The 21,258-nt window shown below is 70.7% G+C and carries 21 protein-coding genes and 5 tRNA genes; 18 read left to right on the forward strand and 8 right to left on the reverse strand.

The genetic code is table 11. From position 1 onward, the window contains the following. Positions 1 to 119: 119 nt before the first annotated feature. Entirely contained in the window at positions 120 to 1,715 is a 1,596-nt protein-coding gene (gene cimA, locus FB465_RS23600) for a citramalate synthase (RefSeq protein ID WP_145793570.1), read from the forward strand. 102 nt (positions 1,716 to 1,817) lie between these two features. Here the strand turns inward: cimA and FB465_RS23605 are convergent, their stop codons facing one another. The 4 genes from FB465_RS23605 to FB465_RS23620 all read right to left on the reverse strand — a co-directional run bounded on the left by FB465_RS23605 (position 1,818) and on the right by FB465_RS23620 (position 6,930). Next, complete coding sequence (locus FB465_RS23605) at positions 1,818 to 2,399, reverse strand: GTP-binding protein (RefSeq protein ID WP_145793572.1); 582 nt, start codon at positions 2,397 to 2,399, stop codon at positions 1,818 to 1,820. Beyond that, positions 2,380 to 2,829 carry a DUF742 domain-containing protein gene (locus FB465_RS23610; protein WP_145793574.1) on the reverse strand — a complete coding sequence of 150 codons (450 nt, stop codon included), beginning with the start codon at positions 2,827 to 2,829 and terminating at the stop codon, positions 2,380 to 2,382. Before FB465_RS23610 ends, FB465_RS23605 begins: the two co-directional genes overlap by 20 nt. Positions 2,830 to 2,972: 143 nt before the next feature. Continuing rightward, positions 2,973 to 3,386 carry a roadblock/LC7 domain-containing protein gene (locus tag FB465_RS23615; RefSeq protein ID WP_057232378.1) on the reverse strand — a complete coding sequence of 138 codons (414 nt, stop codon included), beginning with the start codon at positions 3,384 to 3,386 and terminating at the stop codon, positions 2,973 to 2,975. Between the two features lie 10 nt (positions 3,387 to 3,396). Beyond that, positions 3,397 to 6,930: a sensor histidine kinase gene (locus FB465_RS23620; RefSeq protein ID WP_246192804.1), complete on the reverse strand. Its 3,534-nt coding sequence runs from the start codon at positions 6,928 to 6,930 to the stop codon at positions 3,397 to 3,399. A 540-nt stretch (positions 6,931 to 7,470) separates the two neighbouring features. Here FB465_RS23620 and FB465_RS23625 point away from each other — a divergent pair. From FB465_RS23625 to FB465_RS23660, 8 genes are all read left to right on the forward strand, one after another. Next, positions 7,471 to 7,695 (forward strand): hypothetical protein, encoded by a 225-nt coding sequence (locus FB465_RS23625; protein ID WP_145793579.1) that lies wholly within the window; start codon positions 7,471 to 7,473, stop codon positions 7,693 to 7,695. Between the two features lie 300 nt (positions 7,696 to 7,995). Further along, on the forward strand, positions 7,996 to 8,796 hold the full coding sequence (locus FB465_RS23630) for a fumarylacetoacetate hydrolase family protein (RefSeq protein WP_145793582.1): 801 nt from the start codon (positions 7,996 to 7,998) through the stop codon (positions 8,794 to 8,796). Continuing rightward, positions 8,789 to 10,288, forward strand: a complete 1,500-nt coding sequence (gene gltX, locus FB465_RS23635; protein WP_145793585.1) for a glutamate--tRNA ligase — start codon at positions 8,789 to 8,791, stop codon at positions 10,286 to 10,288. The genes FB465_RS23630 and gltX overlap by 8 nt, the downstream gene beginning before the upstream one ends. 204 nt (positions 10,289 to 10,492) lie before the next feature. Further along, positions 10,493 to 10,564 (forward strand) — tRNA-Gln (locus FB465_RS23640). A gap of 19 nt (positions 10,565 to 10,583) precedes the next feature. Next, positions 10,584 to 10,656 (forward strand) — tRNA-Glu (locus tag FB465_RS23645). A 24-nt stretch (positions 10,657 to 10,680) separates the two neighbouring features. After that, a tRNA-Glu gene (locus FB465_RS23650) sits at positions 10,681 to 10,753 on the forward strand. A gap of 19 nt (positions 10,754 to 10,772) precedes the next feature. Continuing rightward, positions 10,773 to 10,848 (forward strand) — tRNA-Glu (locus tag FB465_RS23655). Positions 10,849 to 10,896: 48 nt separating this feature from the next. Next, positions 10,897 to 10,971: transfer RNA gene (locus FB465_RS23660), tRNA-Gln, on the forward strand. Between the two features lie 117 nt (positions 10,972 to 11,088). Here the strand turns inward: FB465_RS23660 and ndgR are convergent. Next, positions 11,089 to 11,802 (reverse strand): IclR family transcriptional regulator NdgR, encoded by a 714-nt coding sequence (gene ndgR / locus FB465_RS23665; RefSeq protein WP_145793587.1) that lies wholly within the window; start codon positions 11,800 to 11,802, stop codon positions 11,089 to 11,091. A 232-nt stretch (positions 11,803 to 12,034) separates the two neighbouring features. Here ndgR and leuC point away from each other — a divergent pair, with 232 nt between their 5' ends. From leuC to FB465_RS23685, 4 genes are all read left to right on the forward strand, one after another. Continuing rightward, a complete protein-coding gene (gene leuC / locus FB465_RS23670; RefSeq protein WP_145793588.1) occupies positions 12,035 to 13,456 on the forward strand; it encodes a 3-isopropylmalate dehydratase large subunit in 1,422 nt (473 codons plus the stop codon). 6 nt (positions 13,457 to 13,462) lie between these two features. Next, positions 13,463 to 14,059, forward strand: a complete 597-nt coding sequence (gene leuD, locus FB465_RS23675; RefSeq protein ID WP_145793591.1) for a 3-isopropylmalate dehydratase small subunit — start codon at positions 13,463 to 13,465, stop codon at positions 14,057 to 14,059. Between the two features lie 146 nt (positions 14,060 to 14,205). Beyond that, positions 14,206 to 14,553, forward strand: coding sequence for an SCO5555 family protein (locus FB465_RS37980; RefSeq protein ID WP_425461207.1), 348 nt, complete (start codon positions 14,206 to 14,208; stop codon positions 14,551 to 14,553). A gap of 133 nt (positions 14,554 to 14,686) precedes the next feature. Continuing rightward, on the forward strand, positions 14,687 to 15,373 hold the full coding sequence (locus tag FB465_RS23685; RefSeq protein WP_145793593.1) for an HU family DNA-binding protein: 687 nt from the start codon (positions 14,687 to 14,689) through the stop codon (positions 15,371 to 15,373). A gap of 114 nt (positions 15,374 to 15,487) precedes the next feature. On the opposite strand, the gene FB465_RS23690 is transcribed toward FB465_RS23685, so the two are convergent. Continuing rightward, complete coding sequence (locus FB465_RS23690) at positions 15,488 to 16,249, reverse strand: GntR family transcriptional regulator (protein WP_145793595.1); 762 nt, start codon at positions 16,247 to 16,249, stop codon at positions 15,488 to 15,490. Positions 16,250 to 16,380: 131 nt separating this feature from the next. Here FB465_RS23690 and FB465_RS23695 point away from each other — a divergent pair, with 131 nt between their 5' ends. Together FB465_RS23695 and FB465_RS23700 are read left to right on the forward strand one after the other, a co-directional pair. Next, positions 16,381 to 16,629 carry a hypothetical protein gene (locus FB465_RS23695; protein ID WP_145793597.1) on the forward strand — a complete coding sequence of 83 codons (249 nt, stop codon included), beginning with the start codon at positions 16,381 to 16,383 and terminating at the stop codon, positions 16,627 to 16,629. Beyond that, positions 16,626 to 16,898, forward strand: a complete 273-nt coding sequence (locus FB465_RS23700) for a hypothetical protein (RefSeq protein ID WP_145793599.1) — start codon at positions 16,626 to 16,628, stop codon at positions 16,896 to 16,898. Before FB465_RS23695 ends, FB465_RS23700 begins: the two co-directional genes overlap by 4 nt. 149 nt (positions 16,899 to 17,047) lie before the next feature. Here FB465_RS23700 and FB465_RS35965 read toward each other — a convergent pair whose 3' ends face one another. Together FB465_RS35965 and cofC are read right to left on the reverse strand one after the other, a co-directional pair. After that, positions 17,048 to 17,269, reverse strand: coding sequence for a hypothetical protein (locus FB465_RS35965; RefSeq protein WP_170290676.1), 222 nt, complete (start codon positions 17,267 to 17,269; stop codon positions 17,048 to 17,050). A 22-nt stretch (positions 17,270 to 17,291) separates the two neighbouring features. Beyond that, complete coding sequence (gene cofC, locus FB465_RS23705) at positions 17,292 to 17,966, reverse strand: 2-phospho-L-lactate guanylyltransferase (protein WP_170290677.1); 675 nt, start codon at positions 17,964 to 17,966, stop codon at positions 17,292 to 17,294. Positions 17,967 to 18,199: 233 nt separating this feature from the next. Between cofC and FB465_RS23710 the strand changes: the two genes are divergently transcribed. The 3 genes from FB465_RS23710 to FB465_RS23720 are packed head-to-tail and all read left to right on the forward strand — an operon-like array spanning position 18,200 to position 21,238. Next, the gene (locus FB465_RS23710; RefSeq protein WP_145793601.1) at positions 18,200 to 19,027 is read left to right on the forward strand and encodes a lysophospholipid acyltransferase family protein; all 828 of its coding nucleotides are present in this window, start codon (positions 18,200 to 18,202) and stop codon (positions 19,025 to 19,027) included. Continuing rightward, positions 19,024 to 20,025: an NAD(P)H-dependent glycerol-3-phosphate dehydrogenase gene (locus FB465_RS23715; protein WP_145793604.1), complete on the forward strand. Its 1,002-nt coding sequence runs from the start codon at positions 19,024 to 19,026 to the stop codon at positions 20,023 to 20,025. Before FB465_RS23710 ends, FB465_RS23715 begins: the two co-directional genes overlap by 4 nt. A gap of 58 nt (positions 20,026 to 20,083) precedes the next feature. Then, on the forward strand, positions 20,084 to 21,238 hold the full coding sequence (locus tag FB465_RS23720) for a D-alanine--D-alanine ligase family protein (protein WP_145793605.1): 1,155 nt from the start codon (positions 20,084 to 20,086) through the stop codon (positions 21,236 to 21,238). The last annotated feature ends 20 nt before the right edge of the window (positions 21,239 to 21,258 follow it).

Below are 21,258 nucleotides of genomic sequence, written 5' to 3' on the forward strand. Positions count from 1 at the left end.
GGACCGGCCGGAGCCCCCACAAGGGGCCCGGGGACATCGGGAGCGCGCGGGATGCTGGACAGTGGAGCCGGATTCGACCCGGCAGCAGCAGTAACTCCCCGAACGGAGAACCCAGGGCCATGAGTCACCCCGACGACAGCTTCCACGTCTTCGACACCACCCTGCGCGACGGCGCGCAGCGCGAGGGCATCAACCTCACCGTCGCCGACAAGCTGACCATCGCCCGGCACCTGGACGAGTTCGGCGTCGGCTTCATCGAGGGCGGCTGGCCTGGCGCCAACCCGCGTGACACCGAGTTCTTCGCCCGCGCGGCCGCCGAACTCGACCTCCAGACCGCCCAGCTGGTCGCCTTCGGAGCCACCCGCCGGGCCGGCGGCAAGGCCGCCGAGGACGCCCAGCTCGCCGCCCTGGTCAACTCGGGCGCACCCGTCGTCACCCTGGTGGCCAAGTCGCACGACCGCCACGTCGAACTGGCCCTGCGCACCACCCTGGACGAGAACCTGGAGATGGTCCGGGACAGCGTCGAGTACCTGCGCTCCCAGGGCCGCCGGGTCTTCATCGACTGCGAGCACTTCTTCGACGGGTACAAGGCCAACCGCGAGTACGCCCTCTCGGTGGTCCGTACCGCCCACCAGGCCGGTGCCGACGTGGTCGTGCTCTGCGACACCAACGGCGGCATGCTCCCGGCCGGCGTCCGCGACATCGTCGCCGACGTGCTCCGGCAGACCGGCGCCCGGCTCGGCATCCACGCCCAGGACGACACCGGCTGCGCCGTCGCCAACACCCTGGCCGCCGTGGACGCCGGTGCCACCCACGTCCAGTGCACCGCCAACGGCTACGGCGAGCGGGTCGGCAACGCCAACCTATTCCCGGTGGTCGGGGCCCTGGAGCTCAAGTACGGCAAGCAGGTCCTCCCGGAGGGCAGGCTCGCCGAGATGACCCGGATCTCGCACGCGATCGCCGAGGTGGTCAACCTCGCGCCGTCCACCCACCAGCCGTACGTCGGCTTCTCCGCCTTCGCCCACAAGGCGGGCCTGCACGCCTCGGCCATCAAGGTCGACCCGGACCTGTACCAGCACATCGCCCCGGAGCTGGTCGGCAACACCATGCGGATGCTGGTCTCCGACATGGCCGGCCGGGCCTCCATCGAGCTCAAGGGCAAGGAGCTCGGCTACGACCTCTCCGCCGACCGCGACCTGGTCGGCCGGGTGGTCGCCAAGGTCAAGGAGCAGGAGAACCTGGGCTTCACCTACGAGGCCGCCGACGCCTCCTTCGAGCTGCTGCTCCGCGACGAGGTGCGGGGCACCCGCGAGCGCTTCTTCACCCTGGAGTCCTGGCGCACCATCAGCGAGCAGCAGCCGGACGGTCTGGCGGGGAACGAGGCGACCGTCAAGCTCTGGGCCAAGGGTGAGCGCAGGATCGCCACCGGCGAGGGCAACGGCCCGGTCGACGCGCTCGACAGGGCTCTGCGTGCCGCGCTGGAACACATCTACCCGCAGCTGGCCAAGATGGAGCTGGTGGACTACAAGGTCCGCATCCTGGAGGGCCAGCACGGCACCGGCTCCAAGACCCGCGTGCTGATCGAGAGCACCGACTCCACCGCCACCTGGTCCACCGTCGGCGTCGCGGACAACGTGATCGCCGCCTCCTGGCTGGCACTTGAGGACGCCTACACCTACGGGCTGCTCCGCGCGGGCCTCGACCCGAGCAGCTGACGCAAGCGGGCAACCCAACGGGGGCGCGGAGAACTGCGCGATCAACCGTGCACTACGTCGTGCGCTGATCGCGCAGTTCCCCGCGCCCCCTCGGGTTCGCCCTTAGCGCAGGCGGGCCAGCAGCGCGTGTTCGACGAGGGTGATGAGGGCGCTCTTGGCGCTGTCCCGACGGCGGGCGTCGAGCGCGATGACCGGGGTGTCGGGGCCGAGCTGGAGGGCTTCGCGGACCTCGTCGGCGGTGTGGGGCTGGTGGCCGTCGAAGCCGTTGAGGGCGACGACGAACGGCAGTCCGCTGTTCTCGAAGTAGTCGAGTGCCGGGAAGCAGTCGGCGAGGCGGCGGGTGTCGACCAGGACGACGGCGCCGATGGCGCCGCGGACGAGGTCGTCCCACATGAACCAGAAGCGGTCCTGGCCGGGGGTGCCGAAGAGGTAGAGGATCAGGTCTTCGTCGAGGGTGATTCGGCCGAAGTCCATGGCGACGGTGGTCGTCGTCTTGCCCGCGGTGTGGGTGAGGTCGTCGATGCCTGCCGAGGCAGAGGTCATGACGGCTTCGGTCCGCAGCGGGTTGATCTCGGAGACGGCACCGACGAGGGTGGTCTTGCCGACGCCGAAGCCGCCTGCGACGACGATCTTCGCGGAGGTGGTGGCGCGGCTGGGCGCCGCGTTAGAGCTTGCGAAGTCCACTGAGGACCCTTTCGAGCAGCGTGACGTCGGGCTGGTTGCCGGATTCGCCTCCGGCGGCGGGCTGGTGGATGGCGACGAGACCGGCCTCGGCCAGGTCGGCGACGAGAATGCGGGCGACCCCGAGCGGTACACCGGCCAGTGCGGAGATCTCCGCCACGGACTTGACGTCGCGGCAGAGGTTCACGATCCGCGCGTGCTCCGGCAGCAGGCCGCCGGTGCGCTCCGCCGAACCGGTGGTCGAGATCAGCGCCTCGATCGCCAGCTGGTAGCGCGGCCGGGTGCGGCCACCGGTCATCGCGTACGGGCGAACCAGCGGCTGCTGCTCGTAGCCGTCGGACTGCTGGCCGCCGTAGCCACCACCGGCCTGCTGGCCGCCATAGCCACTGCCGTACCCGCTGCCGTAGCCGGCGGGTGTCGGGGGCGGGGTCATGAGTCCTCCTTGTGCTGCAGCCGTCCGCAGCAGGTTCCAGCTGGGTGAGTGCCAGCTGAGGCGGTGTCAGCCGCCCCGGAGGGCGGCTGGAGACGGGGCGCCGGACCTGGTCGGTCAGCCCGGCGCATCGGGGGGTCGTTTGGTCAGTGCAGCAGGCTGCCCTGAAGTTCTGCGCGAAGAGCGGGGGTGAGGACGGCGCCGGCGCGGTCGACGAGGAGTGCCATTTCGTAGCCGACGAGGCCGATGTCGGAGTCGGGGGCGGCGAGGACGGCGAGGGAGGAGCCGTCGCTGACCGCCATGAGGAAGAGGAAGCCGCGCTCCATTTCGACGACGGTCTGGTTGACGTCGCCGCCCTCGAAGATCCGGGACGCGCCCGAGGTCAGCGAGGTGAGGCCGGAGGCGACTGCGGCGAGCTGGTCGGCGCGGTCCCGGGGGAAGCCTTCGGACATCGCGAGCAGGAGACCGTCGGCGGAGACCACCACTGTGTGGGACACCCCGGGGGTGTTGTCCACGAAATTGGTGATCAGCCAGTTCAGGTTCTGTGCGGCCTGGCTCATCTGACTCAACTCAACGCTCCTGGTGATCTGGGCCGAACTCGCCGTTGCCCCCGTTGACCCCGTTACCCCCGTTGCCACGCGCGCCGCCGAAGCCGTCGAAACGCTGCTGCGGCTGCCCCTGCCGGCCGGTCTGCGAAGCGTCCACGCCCGCCTGACGTCCCTGCTGGATACCGCGGCGCAGGTTGGTCAGCCGGCCGCGCACCTCCTCGGGAGCCCGGGAGACCTGAGGACCGGTCAGCGGCGCCGCCTCGGCGGTACCGGAGACCAGGTTGGCCTGAGGCGTACGCCGGGGAAGACCGGACATCGTCACTCCGCTGGTCGAGGGCTCGCGAACCTGCTCGGCCCGCCGCCAGCGCTCGTCGTTGGCCGACGGGCGCCACGGGGCGTCGGCCGGTCCGTTCGGACGCTGGCGCTCCTGCTGCGGGCGCTGCTGAGATGCCTGCCGACTGTCGGCCCCGGGCGCCGTGGTGCCGGGGCGCTGCGGCTGGTACGGACGGGTACGGGCATCGCCCTCACCCGGCCGGCCCTGCGGGGCCTGCTGACCCTGCTGGGCGTCGTTGCGGTACCACTGGGCGTCCTCGCCGCCCGGGCCGGTCGGCAGAGCCATCGGCTGCTGACGCTCGGCCGGACGCTGCTGGGTCGCCTGCTGCTGCGGGTATGCCTGCTGCGGCGGCTGGGCCGCCGGGTTGGGCACGCTCGGAAGCACGGGCTCCACCAGGCCGAGGCCCAGCGGGTCACGCGGGTCGATCTCGCTGGCCTCGAAGCGGGGCCGGGCGAACTGCACGGTGCTCTCGACCGGAGCGGCCTCGAGCGGAGCCGGGGCCTGCTGCGGGGCCTCGGGCGCCTGCGGACGACCCTGGGCGTACTGCTGACGCTGCGGCGGCCCGTCCTGCGGACGCCGGCCCGGCTGACCCTGGCCCTGCTGGCCCTGGCCCGGCTGACCGCCGGTGGGCTGGCCGGCCCAGCCGTGCTGCGGGCGCTCGGCGAACCGGTCGCCGCCGCCCTCGGGCAGCTCGCCACCGGGACGCGGACGCTCCTGCGCCGGGCGACGACCGCCGGCCGGCAGCCCCTGCTCCTGCTGACCGCGGCGCGGCAGACCGCCACCGGGGCCGAGCGGGGCACCCGGACCACCCGGAGCGCCGGAGGCGCCGGGCGTACGCCGCGGGGGCTGGCCGGGCGGGGTCTCACGGAGCGCCTGGCCGACCTCGCGGGTCGGCAGCGAGCCGGTCGGGGCACCGGCCGGAGCCGGGGCGCCGGGACGGCCGCCCTGCGGGGCACCGCCCTGAGGACTCTGCGGGAGCTGCGGACGGCCGGTCGGCGCACCCGCCCCACCCTGGCCGAGCGCGGCCGCGCTGCGGCCCGCCAGTGCGTCGGCCGCACTCGGGCGGCCCTGCTGGCGCGGCGTCGGACCGACCCCGCGCTGCGGCTTGCCCGGCGCGGAGCCGGGACGGGCGTTGCTGCGGCGGTCGGCCGAGTTGGTGACGTCGACCGGGAGCATGACGAGCGCGGTGGTGCCGCCCGAGTCGCTCGGGCGGAGCTGGATCCGGATGCCGTGTCGCAGGGACAGGCGGCCGACCACGAAGAGGCCCATGCGGCGGGAGACGGAGACGTCCACGACCGGCGGGTTGGCCAGGCGCTCGTTGATGTCCGCGAGGTCGTCGGGGGAGAGCCCGATGCCGGTGTCGTGGATCTCGACCAGCACGCGGCCGTCCGGCAGCGCGTGGCCGGTGACCCGGACGCGGGTCTGCGGGCTGGAGAACGAGGTGGCGTTCTCGAGCAGCTCGGCGAGCAGGTGGACGAGGTCGTTGACGACGCGGCCGGCGACCTCGGCCGACGGCACGGCGGCCAGCTCGATGCGTTCGTACTGCTCCACCTCAGAGGCGGCGGCACGGAGCACGTCGACCAGCGGGACGGGACGGGTCCAACGGCGGCCCGGGTCCTCGCCCGCGAGGACGAGGAGGTTTTCGCCGTTACGGCGCATACGGGTCGCGAGGTGGTCCAGCTTGAAGAGGCTGGCCAGCTGGTCCGGGTCCGCCTCGCGGCTCTCCAGCTCGGAGATCAGCGACAGCTGGCGCTGGATGAGGCCCTGGCTGCGGCGCGAGAGGTTGGTGAACATCGAGTTGATGTTGCCTCGCAGCAGCGCCTGCTCGGCGGCGAGGCGGACGGCCTCGCGGTGCACCATGTCGAAGGCGTGGGCCACATGGCCGATCTCGTCCGCCGAGTCGACACCGACCGGCGCGACGGTGACGTCGACCTCGTGCGGGTCGCTCTCGGAGAGCGTCTTGACCAGCTCGGGCAGCCGCCGCTCGGCGACGTCCTCGGCGGCGGTCTGCAGACGGGTCAGCGAGCGCACCATCGAGCGGGCCACCAGGGCGGCGCCGGCGATGGCGACGATGAGGACGAGGGCGATCAGCGCGCCGTTGACCAGGGCCTGGGTGTCGGCGTCGGACTGCAGCTGGCCGGCCTTGCCGTCGAGGACTTCGAGCAGGCTGTTCTCGATCTTCTGCTCGGCAGTGATCTTCGAGGTGGCGCTGTCGTACCAGTCCTTGTAGCTGCGGTTCTCGGCCTGCTTGATGCCGTTCGGGTTGAGGACGGCCTTGGTGTAGCGGTCCGCGTCCGCGATCACCTGGTTGAAGCTGAGGTTGGAGCGGAGCGCCTTGGCCTCGTTGTCGCCGTAGATGGCGGTGAAGTTGGTGAGCGCGTTGTCCTCGGAGGTCTGCAGCCGGATGCCGAAGGTCTCGTCGGAGGCGCTGAGGTCGGGGCCGTCGGGACGGGCCAGAGCGGCGCTGATCAGCGCGCGCTGCATCGAGGTGTTCTCCTTGGCCAGCGAGAACTGGTGCAGGGCGCGGGTGACCTTGACCAGCTCGGTGCTGTTCGAGGCGATCGCGATGTCCTGGGTGATGCCCAGCAGGTCCTTGATGATCACGTCGTAGTTCGTGATCGTGGCCTGGATGTTGTTGACGTTGGTGTAGGCGTTGCTGCGGGCCTCGGAGAGCTGGTTGAGGTCCTTGCGGACCTGCAGCAGCAGGGCCTTGCCACCGGCCAGGTCGAGCTCGTCGAAGTTGTCGGCGCTGGCCGCGAAGGCCTTGCTCAGGTCGTCGGTGACCTTGCGGGAGTTGACCACCTCGTCGTCCTGCTTGGCGCCGCCCGCGGTCAGCGGACCGGCGCTGATGTCGCGCTCGGTCTGCAGGGCGTTGGCCAGGGCCGTGGCCTTCTTGGCCAGATCCGCGAGGTCGGTCATCTGGGCCAGCTGCTTGGAGTTCTGCAGCGAGGACTCCACGCGCAGGCCACCGAGGACCAGGGCGACGACCACGGGGAGCAGCAGCAGCGCGATCAGGCGGGTACGGATGCGCCAGTTGCGCATCGCGAACCGGCTCAGACCGGTGGCCCGGCGGCGGTTCAGCGTTCCGCGCAGGCGTGAGCGGCCGCTGCGCTTCTCGGCCTGCTCAGCGCCTTCGGCACTTCTCTGGTCGGGCTCGGCGCTGCCGCCGACTGCGTGTTCGCCGGGGCCCGTGATCGGCGCTGCCTGGTGGGGGCCTGCCACGGGCTCACGCGACTCCGGGTCACCCGCGGCGCCGCTGCCCCTCTTGAAACGTCCCTGCACTGGCGTCGCAACCTCTGGACCGGGCGCCCCTCTCCACTGACGCGGAGGGGACGGTGTCGAGTTTTTCCGTCGCATTCCAGCACAGCCTGAGAAGTCCAACAAGGGGCGTTACCAGTAGGTGTCCTGAGCTACCCAGAGCTCGCGGCGCCTCACGGACTGTGCGGTAACCCCGCCGGAATACGGCCCTTTTCGGACACCTGCCGGATACATGCCAAGTGGACCACAGATCAACAAGAGTCGCAGACCTTCCCGAATGTCCGAGATACGGCAATTGTCGGGAAGATCTGACGGGCGGAAATGTCCGGCATGCCGCAATTGATCGTCAATTTGTGAGCAAAATCACAGCGGAATGTATAGCCTTGGTCACGGCCGCTGTGGAAAGAGATCCTTACCCTGGCTTACCGGGCAGGGCTCCATCACCATGCCCAGAAACAGTGCTGCCGACTCCTGCGAGTCGGCCCAACCTCAAGGTGTGACGCAATGTCCCAGCCGGCGAAGAAGGCCACCCAGTCGACGCTCACCGCCCGACCCACGGCGAACCCGCGTCGCACGACCCTGGCCTCCATCGAGGACTTCAGCCAGCTGCCGGGCGCGAGCGCACCGCAGAAGCCGGTCGAGTACGCCACCGAGCTGCCCGGCAGCACCGCCAACCCGCGGCGCACGATCCTGATGGTCGCCCCGGCCCCGCGCACGCCGCAGGACTGACCCGGACCTTCGCAGCAGCGCCGGACCGCAAGCGCGGTCCGGCGCTGCTGTTTTTTGGCCGCCTCCGGGGGCTCTGACCCGGCGCCGACGCTCCTCGCTCCGGCACTCCCTACCTTCGTCGGTCTCCCTCCTTGCCCGGCATCGGGCAGGAGGGGCCCACGTCGCTCGTCGCTTTCGGCACCGGCGCCCCTGCGGCTCTGGTTTTATCGGGCGGGCCGGGGACGGCCCACGCGATAGATTGGGAGCGTTCGAGCAGGGCCCGGCAAGGCCGGAGCCCGACTGACCGAGAGGCTCCCAACCGTGCGCATTGCCAGGTTCTCCGTCCGGGAAGGGAGTCCTGCCGCAGGCAGCGTCTCCTTCGGCGTGGTCGAGGGCGACCCCTCCCAGCCCGAGTCTCTGGTCGTCCACGCCCTGGCCGGGCACCCGATCGTCTCGATGCAGCTGACCGGCGAGAGCTACCGGCTGCAGGACATCCGGCTGCTGGCCCCGATCCTGCCGAACAAGATCGTCGCAGTTGGCCGGAACTACGCGGCGCACGCAGCCGAGCTCGGCAACGAGGTCCCCGACGTCCCGCTGACCTTCTTCAAGCCCTCCACCGCGGTCATCGGCCCGACCGAGGCCATCGCCTACCCGCCCTTCTCCTCGGACGTCCAGCACGAGGCGGAGCTGGCCGTGGTGATCGGCCGGATGGGCCGCGAGGTCCCGCTGGAGCGGGTGGAGGAGATCATCTTCGGCTACACCTGCGCCAACGACGTGACCGCCCGCGACGTGCAGCAGCGTGAGGGCCAGTGGGCCCGTGCCAAGGGCTTCGACACCTCCTGCCCCCTCGGCCCGTGGGTCGAGACGGAGCTCGACCCGAGCGATCTGGCGATCACCTGCACCGTCAACGGCGAGCTCAAGCAGACCGGCCGGACCTCCCTGATGGTCCGTTCGATCGCGGAGCTGATCGTGCACATCTCCGAAGCGATGACCCTGCTCCCGGGCGACGTCATCCTCACCGGCACCCCCGCGGGTGTCGGCCCCCTCAACGTCGGCGACGAGGTCGCCGTCTCCATCGAAGGCATCGGCACTCTCACCAACAGGGTGATCAAGCGTGGCTAACACTGACCCGTCCGTGCGGGTTCGCTTCTGTCCCTCCCCGACCGGGAACCCGCATGTCGGCCTGGTCCGCACCGCCCTCTTCAACTGGGCCTTCGCCCGCCACCACGGCGGCACGCTGGTCTTCCGGATCGAGGACACCGACGCGGCCCGCGACTCCGAGGACTCGTACAACCAGCTGCTGGACGCCATGCGCTGGCTCGGCTTCGACTGGGACGAGGGCCCGGAGGTCGGCGGTCCGCACGAGCCGTACCGCCAGTCGCAGCGGATGGACATCTACGCGGACGTCGCCCGGAAGTTGCACGAGGGCGGGTTCGCGTACCACTGCTACTGCAACACCGAGGAGCTGGACGCCCGCCGCGAGGCTGCCCGCGCCGCAGGCAAGCCCTCCGGCTACGACGGGCACTGCCGCGAGCTGACGGCGGACCAGATCGAGGTGTACCGGCTGGACGGCCGGCAGCCGATCCTGCGCTTCCGGATGCCCGAGCAGACCATCGTCTTCGACGACCTGGTCCGCGGGAAGCTCAGCTTCGAGCCGGAGAACGTGCCGGACTACGGCATCGTCCGGGCCAACGGCGCGCCGCTGTACACCCTGGTCAACCCCGTGGACGACGCCCTGATGGGCATCACCCACGTGCTGCGCGGCGAGGACCTGCTCTCGTCCACGCCGCGTCAGATCGCCCTGTACGCCGCGCTGGCCCGGATCGGTGTCGGCAACGGCACCACCCCGCGCTTCGGCCACCTGCCGTACGTGATGGGCGAGGGCAACAAGAAGCTCTCCAAGCGCGACCCGCAGGCCTCGCTCAACCTCTACCGCGAGCGCGGCTTCCTGCCCGAGGGCCTGCTCAACTACCTCTCGCTGCTGGGCTGGTCGCTCGCCGAGGACCGCGATCTCTTCTCGATGGACGAGCTGGTCGCCAACTTCGACATCTCCAAGGTGAACGCCAACCCGGCGCGCTTCGACCTGAAGAAGTGCGAGGCGATCAACGCCCACCACCTGCGTGAGCTCGCCCCGGACGACTTCGTCCGCCGCCTGGTGCCGTACCTGCAGGCCCCCGGCCTGCTGCCGGCGGAGCCGACGGCCGAGCAGCTCGACCTGCTCGCCAAGGTGGCGCCGCTCACCCAGGAGCGGATGGTCGTGCTGAGCGAGATCGTCAACATGGCGGGCTTCCTCTTCGTCGCCCCGGCCGACTTCACGGTCGACCCCGAGGACGCGGCCAAGGTGCTCACGGCAGACGCCCGTCCGGTGCTGGAGGCCAGCATCAAGGCGCTGGAGGAGCTGGCGGACTTCACTCCCGAGCCGATCCAGGCCGCGCTGCGCGAGGCCCTGGTGGACGGGCTGGGCATCAAGCCCAAGTTCGCCTTCACCCCGCTGCGGGTGGCCGTCACCGGCCGCCGGGTCTCCCCGCCGCTGTTCGAGTCGATGGAGCTGCTCGGCCGCGCCGAGACGCTGCGCCGCCTGACGGCCGCTCTGGAGCTCGTCCCGGCCTCCTGATCGCCCGGGGCCCCGGGCGGCTGCTGACCAGCGTCGCAGCCGCCCGGGAGCCTGCCTGCGGTTATCGATTTTGGAGCGGGGCCGGGCGTCGGGTAATGTTCTTTCTGCGCCGCCCGGGAGGGAACGGCGAGGGACCAGAAACCTCGTCACGATCAACCAGCAGGCGCAGCACCGAGCAAGACCCCGCAGGGGGTTGAACTCTGGTGGGGTATGGTGTAATTGGCAGCACGAGTGATTCTGGTTCATTTAGTCTAGGTTCGAGTCCTGGTACCCCAGCGCAGTAACTGAAGTACAAGCCCCCGTTGTGTAGCGGCCTAGCACGCTGCCCTCTCACGGCAGTAGCGCCGGTTCGAATCCGGTCGGGGGTACGCAAGACAATTGCATAGGAACAAGCCCCCGTTGTGTAGCGGCCTAGCACGCTGCCCTCTCACGGCAGTAGCGCCGGTTCGAATCCGGTCGGGGGTACGCAGCACCTGAAGTACATGCCCCCGTTGTGTAGCGGCCTAGCACGCTGCCCTCTCACGGCAGTAGCGCCGGTTCGAATCCGGTCGGGGGTACCAAGGCGGTAAGGCCGGTGGGGTGGAATCCTCGTCGGCCAGCTGCTTTGTTGGGGTATGGTGTAATTGGCAGCACGAGTGATTCTGGTTCATTTAGTCTAGGTTCGAGTCCTGGTACCCCAGCCAGCTGTGACATTCCAAAAGCGTTCGAAGCCCCGGATATCCGGGGCTTTTTTGTGTGCCCGGAGATATGGGAAAGGGCCCGCTCCGGATTTTCCGGAGCGGGCCCTTTTTCGGTTCGGATCAGCCGCGGCGCAGGGCCTCGGTCAGGCGGTTGGCGGCCTCGATGATGGCCTGGGCGTGCAGGCGGCCCGGGTGGCGGGTCAGACGCTCGATCGGGCCGGAGACCGAGACGGCGGCCACCACGCGGTTGGAGGGGCCCCGTACGGGCGCGGAGACGGACGCCACGCCCGGCTCCCGCTCGCCGATCGACTGGGCCCAGCCGCGCCGCCGGACGCCGCTCAGCGCGGTCGCGGTGAACCGGGCGCCCTGAAGGCCGCGGTGGAGGCGCTCGGGCTCCTCCCAGGCCAGCAGGACCTGGGCGGCGGAGCCGGCCTTCATCGGCAGGGTGCTGCCGACCGGGACGGTGTCCCGCAGGCCGGAGAGCCGCTCGGCGGCGGCGACGCAGATACGCATCTCGCCTTGGCGGCGGTAGAGCTGGGCGCTCTCCCCGGTGACGTCCCGCAGGTGGGTCAGGACCGGGCCCGCGGTGGCGAGCAGCCGGTCCTCGCCCGCCGCGGCGGAGAGTTCGGCAAGTCGGGGGCCGAGGATGAACCGGCCCTGCATGTCCCTGGTGACCAGGCGGTGATGTTCGAGTGCGACGGCGAGTCGGTGGGCGGTGGGCCGCGCCAAGCCGGTGGCGGCGACCAGCCCCGCCAACGTGGCGGGGCCCGACTCCAGTGCGCTCAGCACCAGAGCGGCCTTGTCGAGAACGCCGACGCCGCTAGAGTTGTCCATGCCCTGATACTGCAGTCTCAGTCCGCGAGACGCAAGTTCAATCTTCCGAGAAAAGCGCCACTCTGGATACAGCAGCCCGGGAGACACCCAGGATCCGGCCTCAACAGAGTGTCCGCATCCTGGACACGATCCGGCGTGCAGGTCGCTGAGCGCGAGCCTCACCAGGGCGGCACGAGAAGCGACCTCGACGTACACGAGAAGGCCGGCAGAGCGGCCGGCTGGAGGGAAAGCGATGGGACGGACACTCGCAGAGAAGGTCTGGGACGACCACGTCGTCCGGCGCGCCGAGGGCGAGCCCGACCTGCTCTACATCGATCTGCACCTGCTGCACGAGGTGACCAGCCCCCAGGCCTTCGACGGTCTCCGGCTGGCCGGGCGCCAGGTCCGCCGGACCGATCTCACGATCGCGACCGAGGACCACAACACCCCCACCCTCGACATCGACAAGCCCATCGCCGACCCGGTCTCCCGGGTCCAGCTGGAGACGCTGCGCAAGAACGCGGCCGAGTTCGGCGTCCGCATTCACTCGCTGGGCGACGTCGAGCAGGGCGTCGTCCACGTGGTCGGCCCGCAGCTGGGCCTGACCCAGCCCGGCACCACCGTGGTCTGTGGCGACTCTCACACCTCCACCCACGGCGCCTTCGGCGCGCTGGCGTTCGGCATCGGCACCAGCCAGGTCGAGCACGTGCTGGCCACCCAGACGCTGCCGCTGGCCCCCTTCAGGACCATGGCGATCACCGTCGAGGGCGAGCTGCCCGACGGTGTCACCGCCAAGGACCTGATCCTGGCCGTCATCACGAAGATCGGCACCGGCGGCGGCCAGGGCTATGTCCTGGAGTACCGCGGCTCGGCCATCCGCAGCCTCTCCATGGAGGCCCGGATGACCATCTGCAACATGTCCATCGAGGCGGGCGCCCGGGCCGGCATGATCGCCCCGGACCAGACCACCTTCGACTACCTCGAGGGCCGTCCGCACGCCCCCAAGGGCGAGGACTGGGACGCCGCGGTCGAGTACTGGAAGACCCTGGCCACCGACGAGGACGCGGTCTTCGACCACGAGATCTTCATCGACGCGACCGAGCTGACCCCGTTCGTCACCTGGGGCACCAACCCGGGCCAGGGCGCCCCGCTGGGCGCCAACGTGCCGGACCCGGCCTCGTTCGACGACCCGTCGGAGCGGACCGCCGCCGAGAACGCGCTCAAGTACATGGGCCTGGAGGCCGGTACGCCGCTGCGCGAGGTCAAGGTCGACGCCGTCTTCGTCGGCTCCTGCACCAACGGCCGGATCGAGGACCTGCGCGCCGCCGCCGCCATCGTCGAGGGCCGCAAGGTCGCCGACGGGGTACGGATGCTGGTCGTGCCCGGCTCCGTCCGGGTCGCCCTGCAGGCGATCGAGGAGGGCCTGGACAAGGTCTTCACCGCCGCCGGTGCCGAGTGGCGCCACGCGGGCTGCTCGATGTGCCTGGGCATGAACCCGGACCAGCTGGCCCCGGGCGAGCGCTGCGCCTCCACCTCCAACCGCAACTTCGAGGGCCGGCAGGGCAAGGGCGGACGCACCCACCTGGTCTCGCCCCAGGTCGCCGCCGCGACCGCCGTGCTGGGCCGCCTGGCGGCTCCCGCCGATCTGTCGTCCGACGTCGCTGTGGAGGTCTGAGCAGCCATGGAGAAGTTCACCACGCACACCGGCCGGGCCGTCCCGCTGCGCCGCAGCAACGTCGACACCGACCAGATCATCCCGGCCCACTGGCTGAAGAAGGTCACCCGTACCGGCTTCGAGGACGGGCTCTTCGAGGCCTGGCGCAAGGACGAGACCTTCGTCCTCAACCAGCCCGAGCGCCAGGGCGCCACCGTCCTGGTCGCCGGCCCCGAGTTCGGCACCGGCTCCTCCCGTGAGCACGCCGTCTGGGCGCTGCAGAACTACGGCTTCCAGGCGGTCATCTCCTCCCGCTTCGCCGACATCTTCCGCGGCAACTCGCTGAAGAACGGCCTGCTGACGGTGCTCCTGCCGCAGGAGACCGTCGAGCGGCTCTGGGCGTTGACCGAGGCCGACCCGACCGCCGAGATCACCGTCGACCTGGAGGCCCGCGAGGTCCGCGCCGAGGGTGTCACGGCCTCCTTCGAGTTGGACGACAACGTCCGCTGGCGTCTGCTGAACGGCCTGGACGACATCAGCATCACGCTCCAGAACGAGCCCGACATCGCCGCCTTCGAGGCGACTCGCCCGGCCTTCAAGCCTCGTACGCTGCCGATCGCCTGAGAGCTCTCTTTCTGACGGTCCGCCGGATGGCCCGCTCCCCTCGGGGGGGCGGGCCATCCGCTGTTCCGGGCCCGAGTTAGGAGCCGGCCTCTGCGCGGGATAAACCTCTGTGCAGCGCAACTCTGCACAGATGGCACAATCGTTGCATGCACCGGCACCTTGAACCTCCGTACGCGGGCGGCGAACCCGAGTCGTCGGAGGGGACGGCCGGGGCCGCCGAGAGTCGAATTGACGATCGGCCGGACGATGCCACCTCACCTGCTGAGGAGCCGGACGACTCGGAAGTCGCAGCGCTCTACGCGCTTGTGGCCGAGCGGTTGAAGCAAGCTCATGCACGCGTTCATGCGCTGAACGTGTCAGCGGAGGCAAAGACCGCTCTCACCCGTCAACTGCTGATCGTCACGGAGACCGCCAAGCGTGATCTCCCCGAGGCGGCACGGCGGTTGGCTCGCTTTGTGCGAGACCTCGACGAGGGGCGTCCGCCCGTCCACTGAGGTCGCAGACGCGCAAATCCATTGCGACACTAGGGTGATTCGCGCGTTTGGTAATTGAAAGTCCGCAGATACATACCTAACGTGCGAAATGAACGGATGGAATCATCCGGCGCCCGTTTCCGAAGGGGAAGACGTGAACAAGGCTCAGCTTGTCGAAGCGGTGGCCGAGCAGCTGGGCGGTCGCAAGGCTGCCGCAGAGGCCGTCGACGCAGTGCTCGACACCATGGTGCGTGCCGTTGTGGCAGGTGACCGGGTGTCGGTCACCGGCTTCGGCACCTTCGAGAAGGTGGAGCGCTCTGCGCGCTTCGCCCGCAACCCGCAGACCGGCGAGAAGGTCAAGGTCAAGAAGACCTCGGTTCCTCGCTTCCGCCCCGGCCAGGGCTTCAAGGACCTGGTCAGCGGCAGCAAGAAGCTGCCGAAGGAGGGCCCCTCGGTGAAGAAGGCCCCCAAGGGCTCCCTCACCCCGGGCAAGGCCGGCACCACCGCCGCCGTCAAGCGCGCCGCCACCAAGCGCGCCGCCACGGCCGCGGCCGCCGCCCCGGCCAAGAAGGCTGCTGCGAAGAAGACCACCGCAACCGCTGCCAAGAAGACCACCGCCGCCAAGAAGGCGACGGCGGTCAAGAAGGCGACCACCACCAAGGCCGCCGCCACCAAGACCACCGCCGCCAAGAAGGCGACCGCGGTCAAGAAGACCACTGCCGCCGCCCCGGCGGCCAAGAAGACCACCGCCGCCAAGAAGGCGACGGCGGCCAAGAAGACCGCTCCGGCGAAGAAGACCACCACGCGCAAGACCACCACGCGCAAGTCCACCGCCAAGTAAGTTCTGGCGGTTCTTCAGCCGACGGCTGGTCAAAAGCCGTGAGCCGTGGCGGCTCGCACCTCGGGACTCCAGGAAAGCCCCGGTGCGAGCCGCCACGGCTCTTCTGCGCTCGGGCTACGGGCGTTCGACCGGGAGTTCGTAACTGATCTCCCAGCGCGAATCCGGAATCACGATGTCGGCCGTCTCGACCGCGCGGCCGTCCAGGTCGAAATAGGTCCGCTCGACCAGCGTCACCAGATCCCCGGCCGAGATGCCGAGCAGGTGTGCCTGCTGCTGGGTGGCCCGGGCCGGGCGGGGGCTCTCCACGGCGAAGTCCACCGTGACGCCGATCGCCGCCATCCGCTCGACCACGCCCTTGCCCGCCAGCGGCCCGAGTTCGGGCAGCAGCACCGGGGAGCCGTCCGTGACGGCCATCGGCTCCCAACTCTCCGCGAGCTGGACGGGCTGACCGTCGATCAGGAACTCGTAGCAGGTCCGCACCGTCGACTCGCCCGGCTCGATGCCCAGGCGGGTGGCGATCTCCGCCGACGCCGGCGTACGGGCGTAGCTCTGGGACTCCCAGGTGCCGCTCGGGCCGGACTCGCCTATGTCGGGGCGGAAAGGCGCCGCGCCGTGCAGTCCGAGGTGGCGCGAGCGGAGCATGCGGCGCCGCTCGGCGGGGACGCGGACGTAGGTGCCGGAACCGGCGCGGCCCTCCAGCAGACCCTCGGTGATCAGCCGCTCCTGGGCCCGCTGCAGCACGTTGGGGCCGACCCCGTAGAACTCCGCGAGCTGAGCCCGCGAGGGCAGCCGGTCGCCGATCTGCCACTCACCCTCGGCGATGCGGCGGCGCAGCTCGTCGGCGATCCGCAGGTACGGGTGCTCATCCGATGACATCTGGCTCTCCCGATCTGGTTCTCCCGTACGGCAGGGCGGGTGACGCAGCGTTGACAATCTAATGCATCAGGTGGAATCTAATTACTTAGATTCACGTTCCGTGATTGGCCGCTCGCGGGGAGAGGCGTTGCGTGCGAACCACCAGGGTGTTTGACGTCGCGAACCGGCTGGCCACGGCCACGGGGACGCGGGCACGCATCCGCCGACGGCCCGAGGGAGGCTACCGGGTGGAGGCGGCGCTGCCCGGCGGACTCACCGACGAGGCACAGCTGGCGATCCTCGCAGTCCTCGCCGCGGCGGACCGGTACGGGCACCAGTACAGCGACACGGCCCAGGGGGTCTGGGCCGAATTCGACGAGGAGCGGGAGTTCCAGGAGTGACCAGTGCGAAGGCCGGCCGGTCCGTCACGGTGTCCATCGAGGACATCACGGCACCGGCGACGTTCAGTCAGCTCCCGGATGCCCTGGCCGCCCTGTGGGAGGCCCTGCGGGTGCTGCCGCTCGGCTGGACCCAGTACGAGGCGTACCGGTACTTCTTCGGGCCGGGCGCGGTGGAGCGGGTGGAGGCATTCCTGGAGCGCGACGGCCAGTTGATCCTCAGCTTCAGCATGGCGGGGCGCTCCCACGCGGTCCGTGTCGTCCCCGAGTAAACAAGCACCGGATCCAGTTGCACTACCCAGGGGCGCGGGGAACTGCGCGAAATCGGAAGGCAACGGCCCGCAGCCTTCCGCTTCGCGCAGTTCCCCGCGCCCCTGGGAAGCCCAATCCTGATCGATTGCCCGCCCACCGGCGGAGCGTCTTAGCCCGCCGCGGGGTCGGGGAAGGTCTGCAGGGTCACGAAGACCACCCTGCGGGCCTCGCCGCTGCCCTCGGTGCGGATCCGTACCCGCTGGCCGGGGCGGAGCAGCCGCAGACCGCCGGCGTCGAAGGCGGCCGCGTCGAACGGGACGGGCGTGCCGTCGTCGAGCAGCACGGAGCCCTCGTGGGTGGCGGGGTCGAAGGTGAACGCGGTGGCCTGCATGCGAGCAGCATATCGAGCCGGCTCAGACGAGGACGGCCGCCACGGCCGCGGTGTGCCCGCCCACGCCGAGGGCCAGCGCCTCGGCCAGGTCCGCGCCGGTGTCCACGTCGCGGCGCACCGACGGGACGTCGGCCAGCGCGATCTCGTACGCGCCGCCGGCCGCGTGCCGGTCCCGGGAGCCGCCGCCGAAGTCGGGCCGGAGGACGGCGCCGGGGGAGCAGGCCAGCAGGGTCGTGCCGAGGCCCGGGGCGTCGGCCAGGAAGGCCCGGCCGGACGCCGGTACCGCCGCGAGCACCCGGGCCAGTTCGTCCGGCCGCAGCGCGGGCAGGTCCGCGGAGAGCACCGCCAGCGGCGCGGCCGGGGCGAGCCGCTGCGCGTACGCCGCGCCGTGCGCGAGCGCCGGATTGAGGCCGCCGCCCGGTTCGCCGTCGACCACCACCGCCCCCAGCCGGGCCAACTGCGCGCCCGCCACGGCGTCCTGGGTCACCACGAGGACCCGGGCCACCGGGGGACAGGCCAGCGCGGCGGCCACCGTGTCCAGGGCGAAGGCCAACGCGAGCTCGGCCCGCCGGTCCCCGGCGAAGGCGCCGAGCCGGCTCTTCGCCAGTGCCAGCGGCTTCACCGGCAACACCAGCGACCAGCCGGAGTGGGGAGCAGGCGCGACGGGCTCGGCGAGGCGTACGGTGTCCTGGGTCATCGGCGCCATTGTGGCGCCGACGCCGGACCCCTCGCCAGGTCGCGCCGTGCGGCTCGGCGTGCGATTGGTCACTTGCGCTCGGCCGTCGGGGAAGGCGCCTCGACAGCCGGCGAGGCCACGGGCGAGACTGTTCCGCGCCCGGACGAGCCGGGCAAGGCGGCCCGGGGAGACCGGGAGGCGACGACTGACCTGCGGTACCAAGCGGTGCCGCACCTGATGAAAGAGGAGCTGGGGTGGCCCGCCGCTCGTACGCCAGGTTCGGCAACGCCGACTACGGGATCTGGTACCGCTTCGCGGCCGTACTCGTGAAGCCGGTGACCACGGCCCTGGTGAAGCCCGACTGGCGCGGCTGGGAGCACCTGCCCAAGGAGGGCGGCTTCCTGGCGGTGGTCAACCACAACTCGCTCATCGACCCGGTGGTCTACGCGCACTGGCAGTACAACAGCGGACGGCCGCCGCGGATACTCGGCAAGTCCCAGCTGTTCTCGGTGCCGTTCATCGGCTTCATGCTGCGCAAGACCGGCCAGATCCCGGTGTTCCGCGAGTCGACCGACGCCGCGCACGCCTTCCGGGCCGCGATCGAGGCGGTCAACAAGGGCGAGTGCGTGCAGTTCTACCCGGAGGGCACGCTCACCCGGGACCCGGACCTGTGGCCGATGACCGGCAAGAGCGGGGCCGCCCGGGTCGCGCTGATGACCGGCGCGCCGGTGATCCCGGTCGCCCACTGGGGTGCGCACGAGATCATTCCGCCGTACGGGCGCGGCGGGAAGGGCAAGTTCAACCTCTTCCCCCGGCACAAGGTGACCGTGGCGGCGGGCCCGCCGGTGGACCTCAGCAAGTACCAGGGCCAGGAACTGACCGCCCAGGTCCTCAGGGACGCCACCGAGGACATCATGACCGCGATCACCGCGGTGCTCGCGGAGATCCGCGGCGAGCAGCCGCCGGCCGAGCGCTACGACATGCGCAAGGCCGCACGGCAGCGCGCCGAGGCAGCCGCCGCCAAGGGCGAGCGAGCGGCCGGTAAGAACGCAGGCACCACCTCCGAGGAGACCTCCAAGTGACCCGCTGCGCCGTCTTCGGGACAGGTTCCTGGGGCACCGCCTTTGCGATGATCCTCGCCGACGCCGGCTGCGAGGTGACCCTCTGGGGCCGCCGCAAGGAGCTGGTGGACGCGATCGCCGAGACCCACGTCAACCCCGACTACATGCCGCACGTGACGCTGCCCGACAGCGTCACCGCCACCACCGACGCCGCCACCGCCCTGGCGGGCGCGGACTTCGCCGTGCTGGCCGTGCCCTCCCAGACGCTGCGGGAGAACCTCGCCGCCTGGGCGCCGCTGATCGGCCCCGAGACGGTGCTGGTGAGCCTGATGAAGGGCATCGAACTCGGGACCGCCAAGCGGATGAGCGAGGTCATCCAGGAGGTCGCCGGAGTCGGCCCGGAGCGCGTGGCCGTGGTCAGCGGGCCCAACCTGGCCCCCGAGATCGCCAACCGCCAGCCCGCCGCCAGCGTGGTCGCCTGCACGGACGAGCTGGTCGCCAAGCGGCTCCAGAAGGCCTGCCACACCCCGTACTTCCGCCCGTACACCAACACCGACGTGGTCGGCTGCGAACTCGGCGGCGCGGTCAAGAACGTGATCGGCCTGGCGGTCGGCATGGCCGACGGCATGGGCCTCGGCGACAACACCAAGGCCACCCTGATCACCCGCGGGCTCGCCGAGACCACCCGGCTCGGCCTCGCCCTCGGCGCCGACCCGTACACCTTCGCCGGGCTCGCCGGGATGGGCGACCTGGTCGCGACCTGCTCCTCGCCGCTCTCCCGCAACCACACCTTCGGCACCAACCTCGGGCGCGGCATGTCGCTGGCGGAGACCATCGCCGCCACCAAGCAGACCGCCGAGGGCGTCAAGTCCTGCGAGTCGGTGCTGGATCTGGCCCGGCGCAACGGCGTCGAGATGCCGATCGTCGAGGCCGTGGTGGACGTGGTGCACAACGGCCGGCCCACCCAGGAGGTCCTGGCCGGTCTGATGGCGCGGTCCGCGAAGTCGGAGCGCAGGTGAGAAGTCGGAGCACGGGTGACTTCCCTCGAAACACCCGCACGGTAGTCTCGAACGCGATATGAGCATCGAACAGACCTCCCCGAACCCGGGCGCTTCGGGCGCCGCCAAGCCGCGCGTCGCGATCGTCTTCGGCGGTCGCAGCTCCGAGCACGCCATCTCGGTCTCCACGGCCGGCAGCGTGCTCAAGGCCATCGACCGCAGCAAGTACGACGTGCTGCCGATCGGCATCACCCACGAGGGCCGCTGGGCGCTGGTCAGCGACGAGCCCGCCCGGATGGGCATCACCGACGGCAAGCTGCCGGACGTGGCGCAGATCGCCGAGTCCACCGAGGGCCAGGTCGCCCTCCCCGGCAGCCCCGGCAACCGCGAGGTCGTCTGGAACGAGCCCGGCGCCGCGCCCAAGGTGCTCGGCGAGGTCGACGTCGTCCTGCCGCTGCTGCACGGCCCCTGGGGCGAGGACGGCACGATTCAGGGCCTGCTGGAGCTCTCCGGCGTCCCGTACGTCGGCTCCGGCGTGCTGGCCAGTGCGGTCGGCATGGACAAGGAGTTCACCAAGCGGATCCTCGAGTCGCACGGCATCGGCGTCGGCTCGTACACCGTGATCAAGCCGCGCGAGTGGGAGACCGAGGCCGGTCGCGCCGCGGCCCGCGAGCGGATCGCCGGGCTCGGCCTGCCGGTGTTCGTCAAGCCGTGCCGGGCCGGTTCCAGCATCGGCATCAGCAAGGTCAAGGATGTCGCCGACCTGGACGGCGCGATCGACGAGGCGCGTCGGCACGACCCCAAGGTGATCGTCGAGGCCGGTCTCGAGGGGCGCGAGATCGAGTGCGCCGTGCTGGACTTCGAGGACGGTCCGCGCGCCAGCGTGCCGGCCGAGATCCTGGTCGGCGGCGGCTACGAGTTCTACGACTTCGAGGCCAAGTACATCGACTCCTCCGAGGTCCGGATCCCGGCCGAGCTGACGGACGGTGAGACCGCGGAGATCCGCCGCCAGGCCGTGGCCGCCTTCGAGGCACTCGGCTGCGAGGGCCTGGCCCGGGTCGACTTCTTCCTGCTCACCGACGGCCGCTGGGTCGTCAACGAGATCAACACCATGCCCGGCTTCACCCCCATCTCCGCCTACCCGAAGATGTGGGAGGCCACCGGCCTGCCGTACACCGAGCTGATCGACCGTCTGCTCCAGGCCGCCCTCCGCCGCTCCACCGGCCTCCGCTGAGGCCGACCGACCGCTGAGGG

This window comes from Kitasatospora atroaurantiaca, from assembly GCF_007828955.1.
GTDB classification, from domain to species: Bacteria; Actinomycetota; Actinomycetes; order Streptomycetales; family Streptomycetaceae; genus Kitasatospora; species Kitasatospora atroaurantiaca.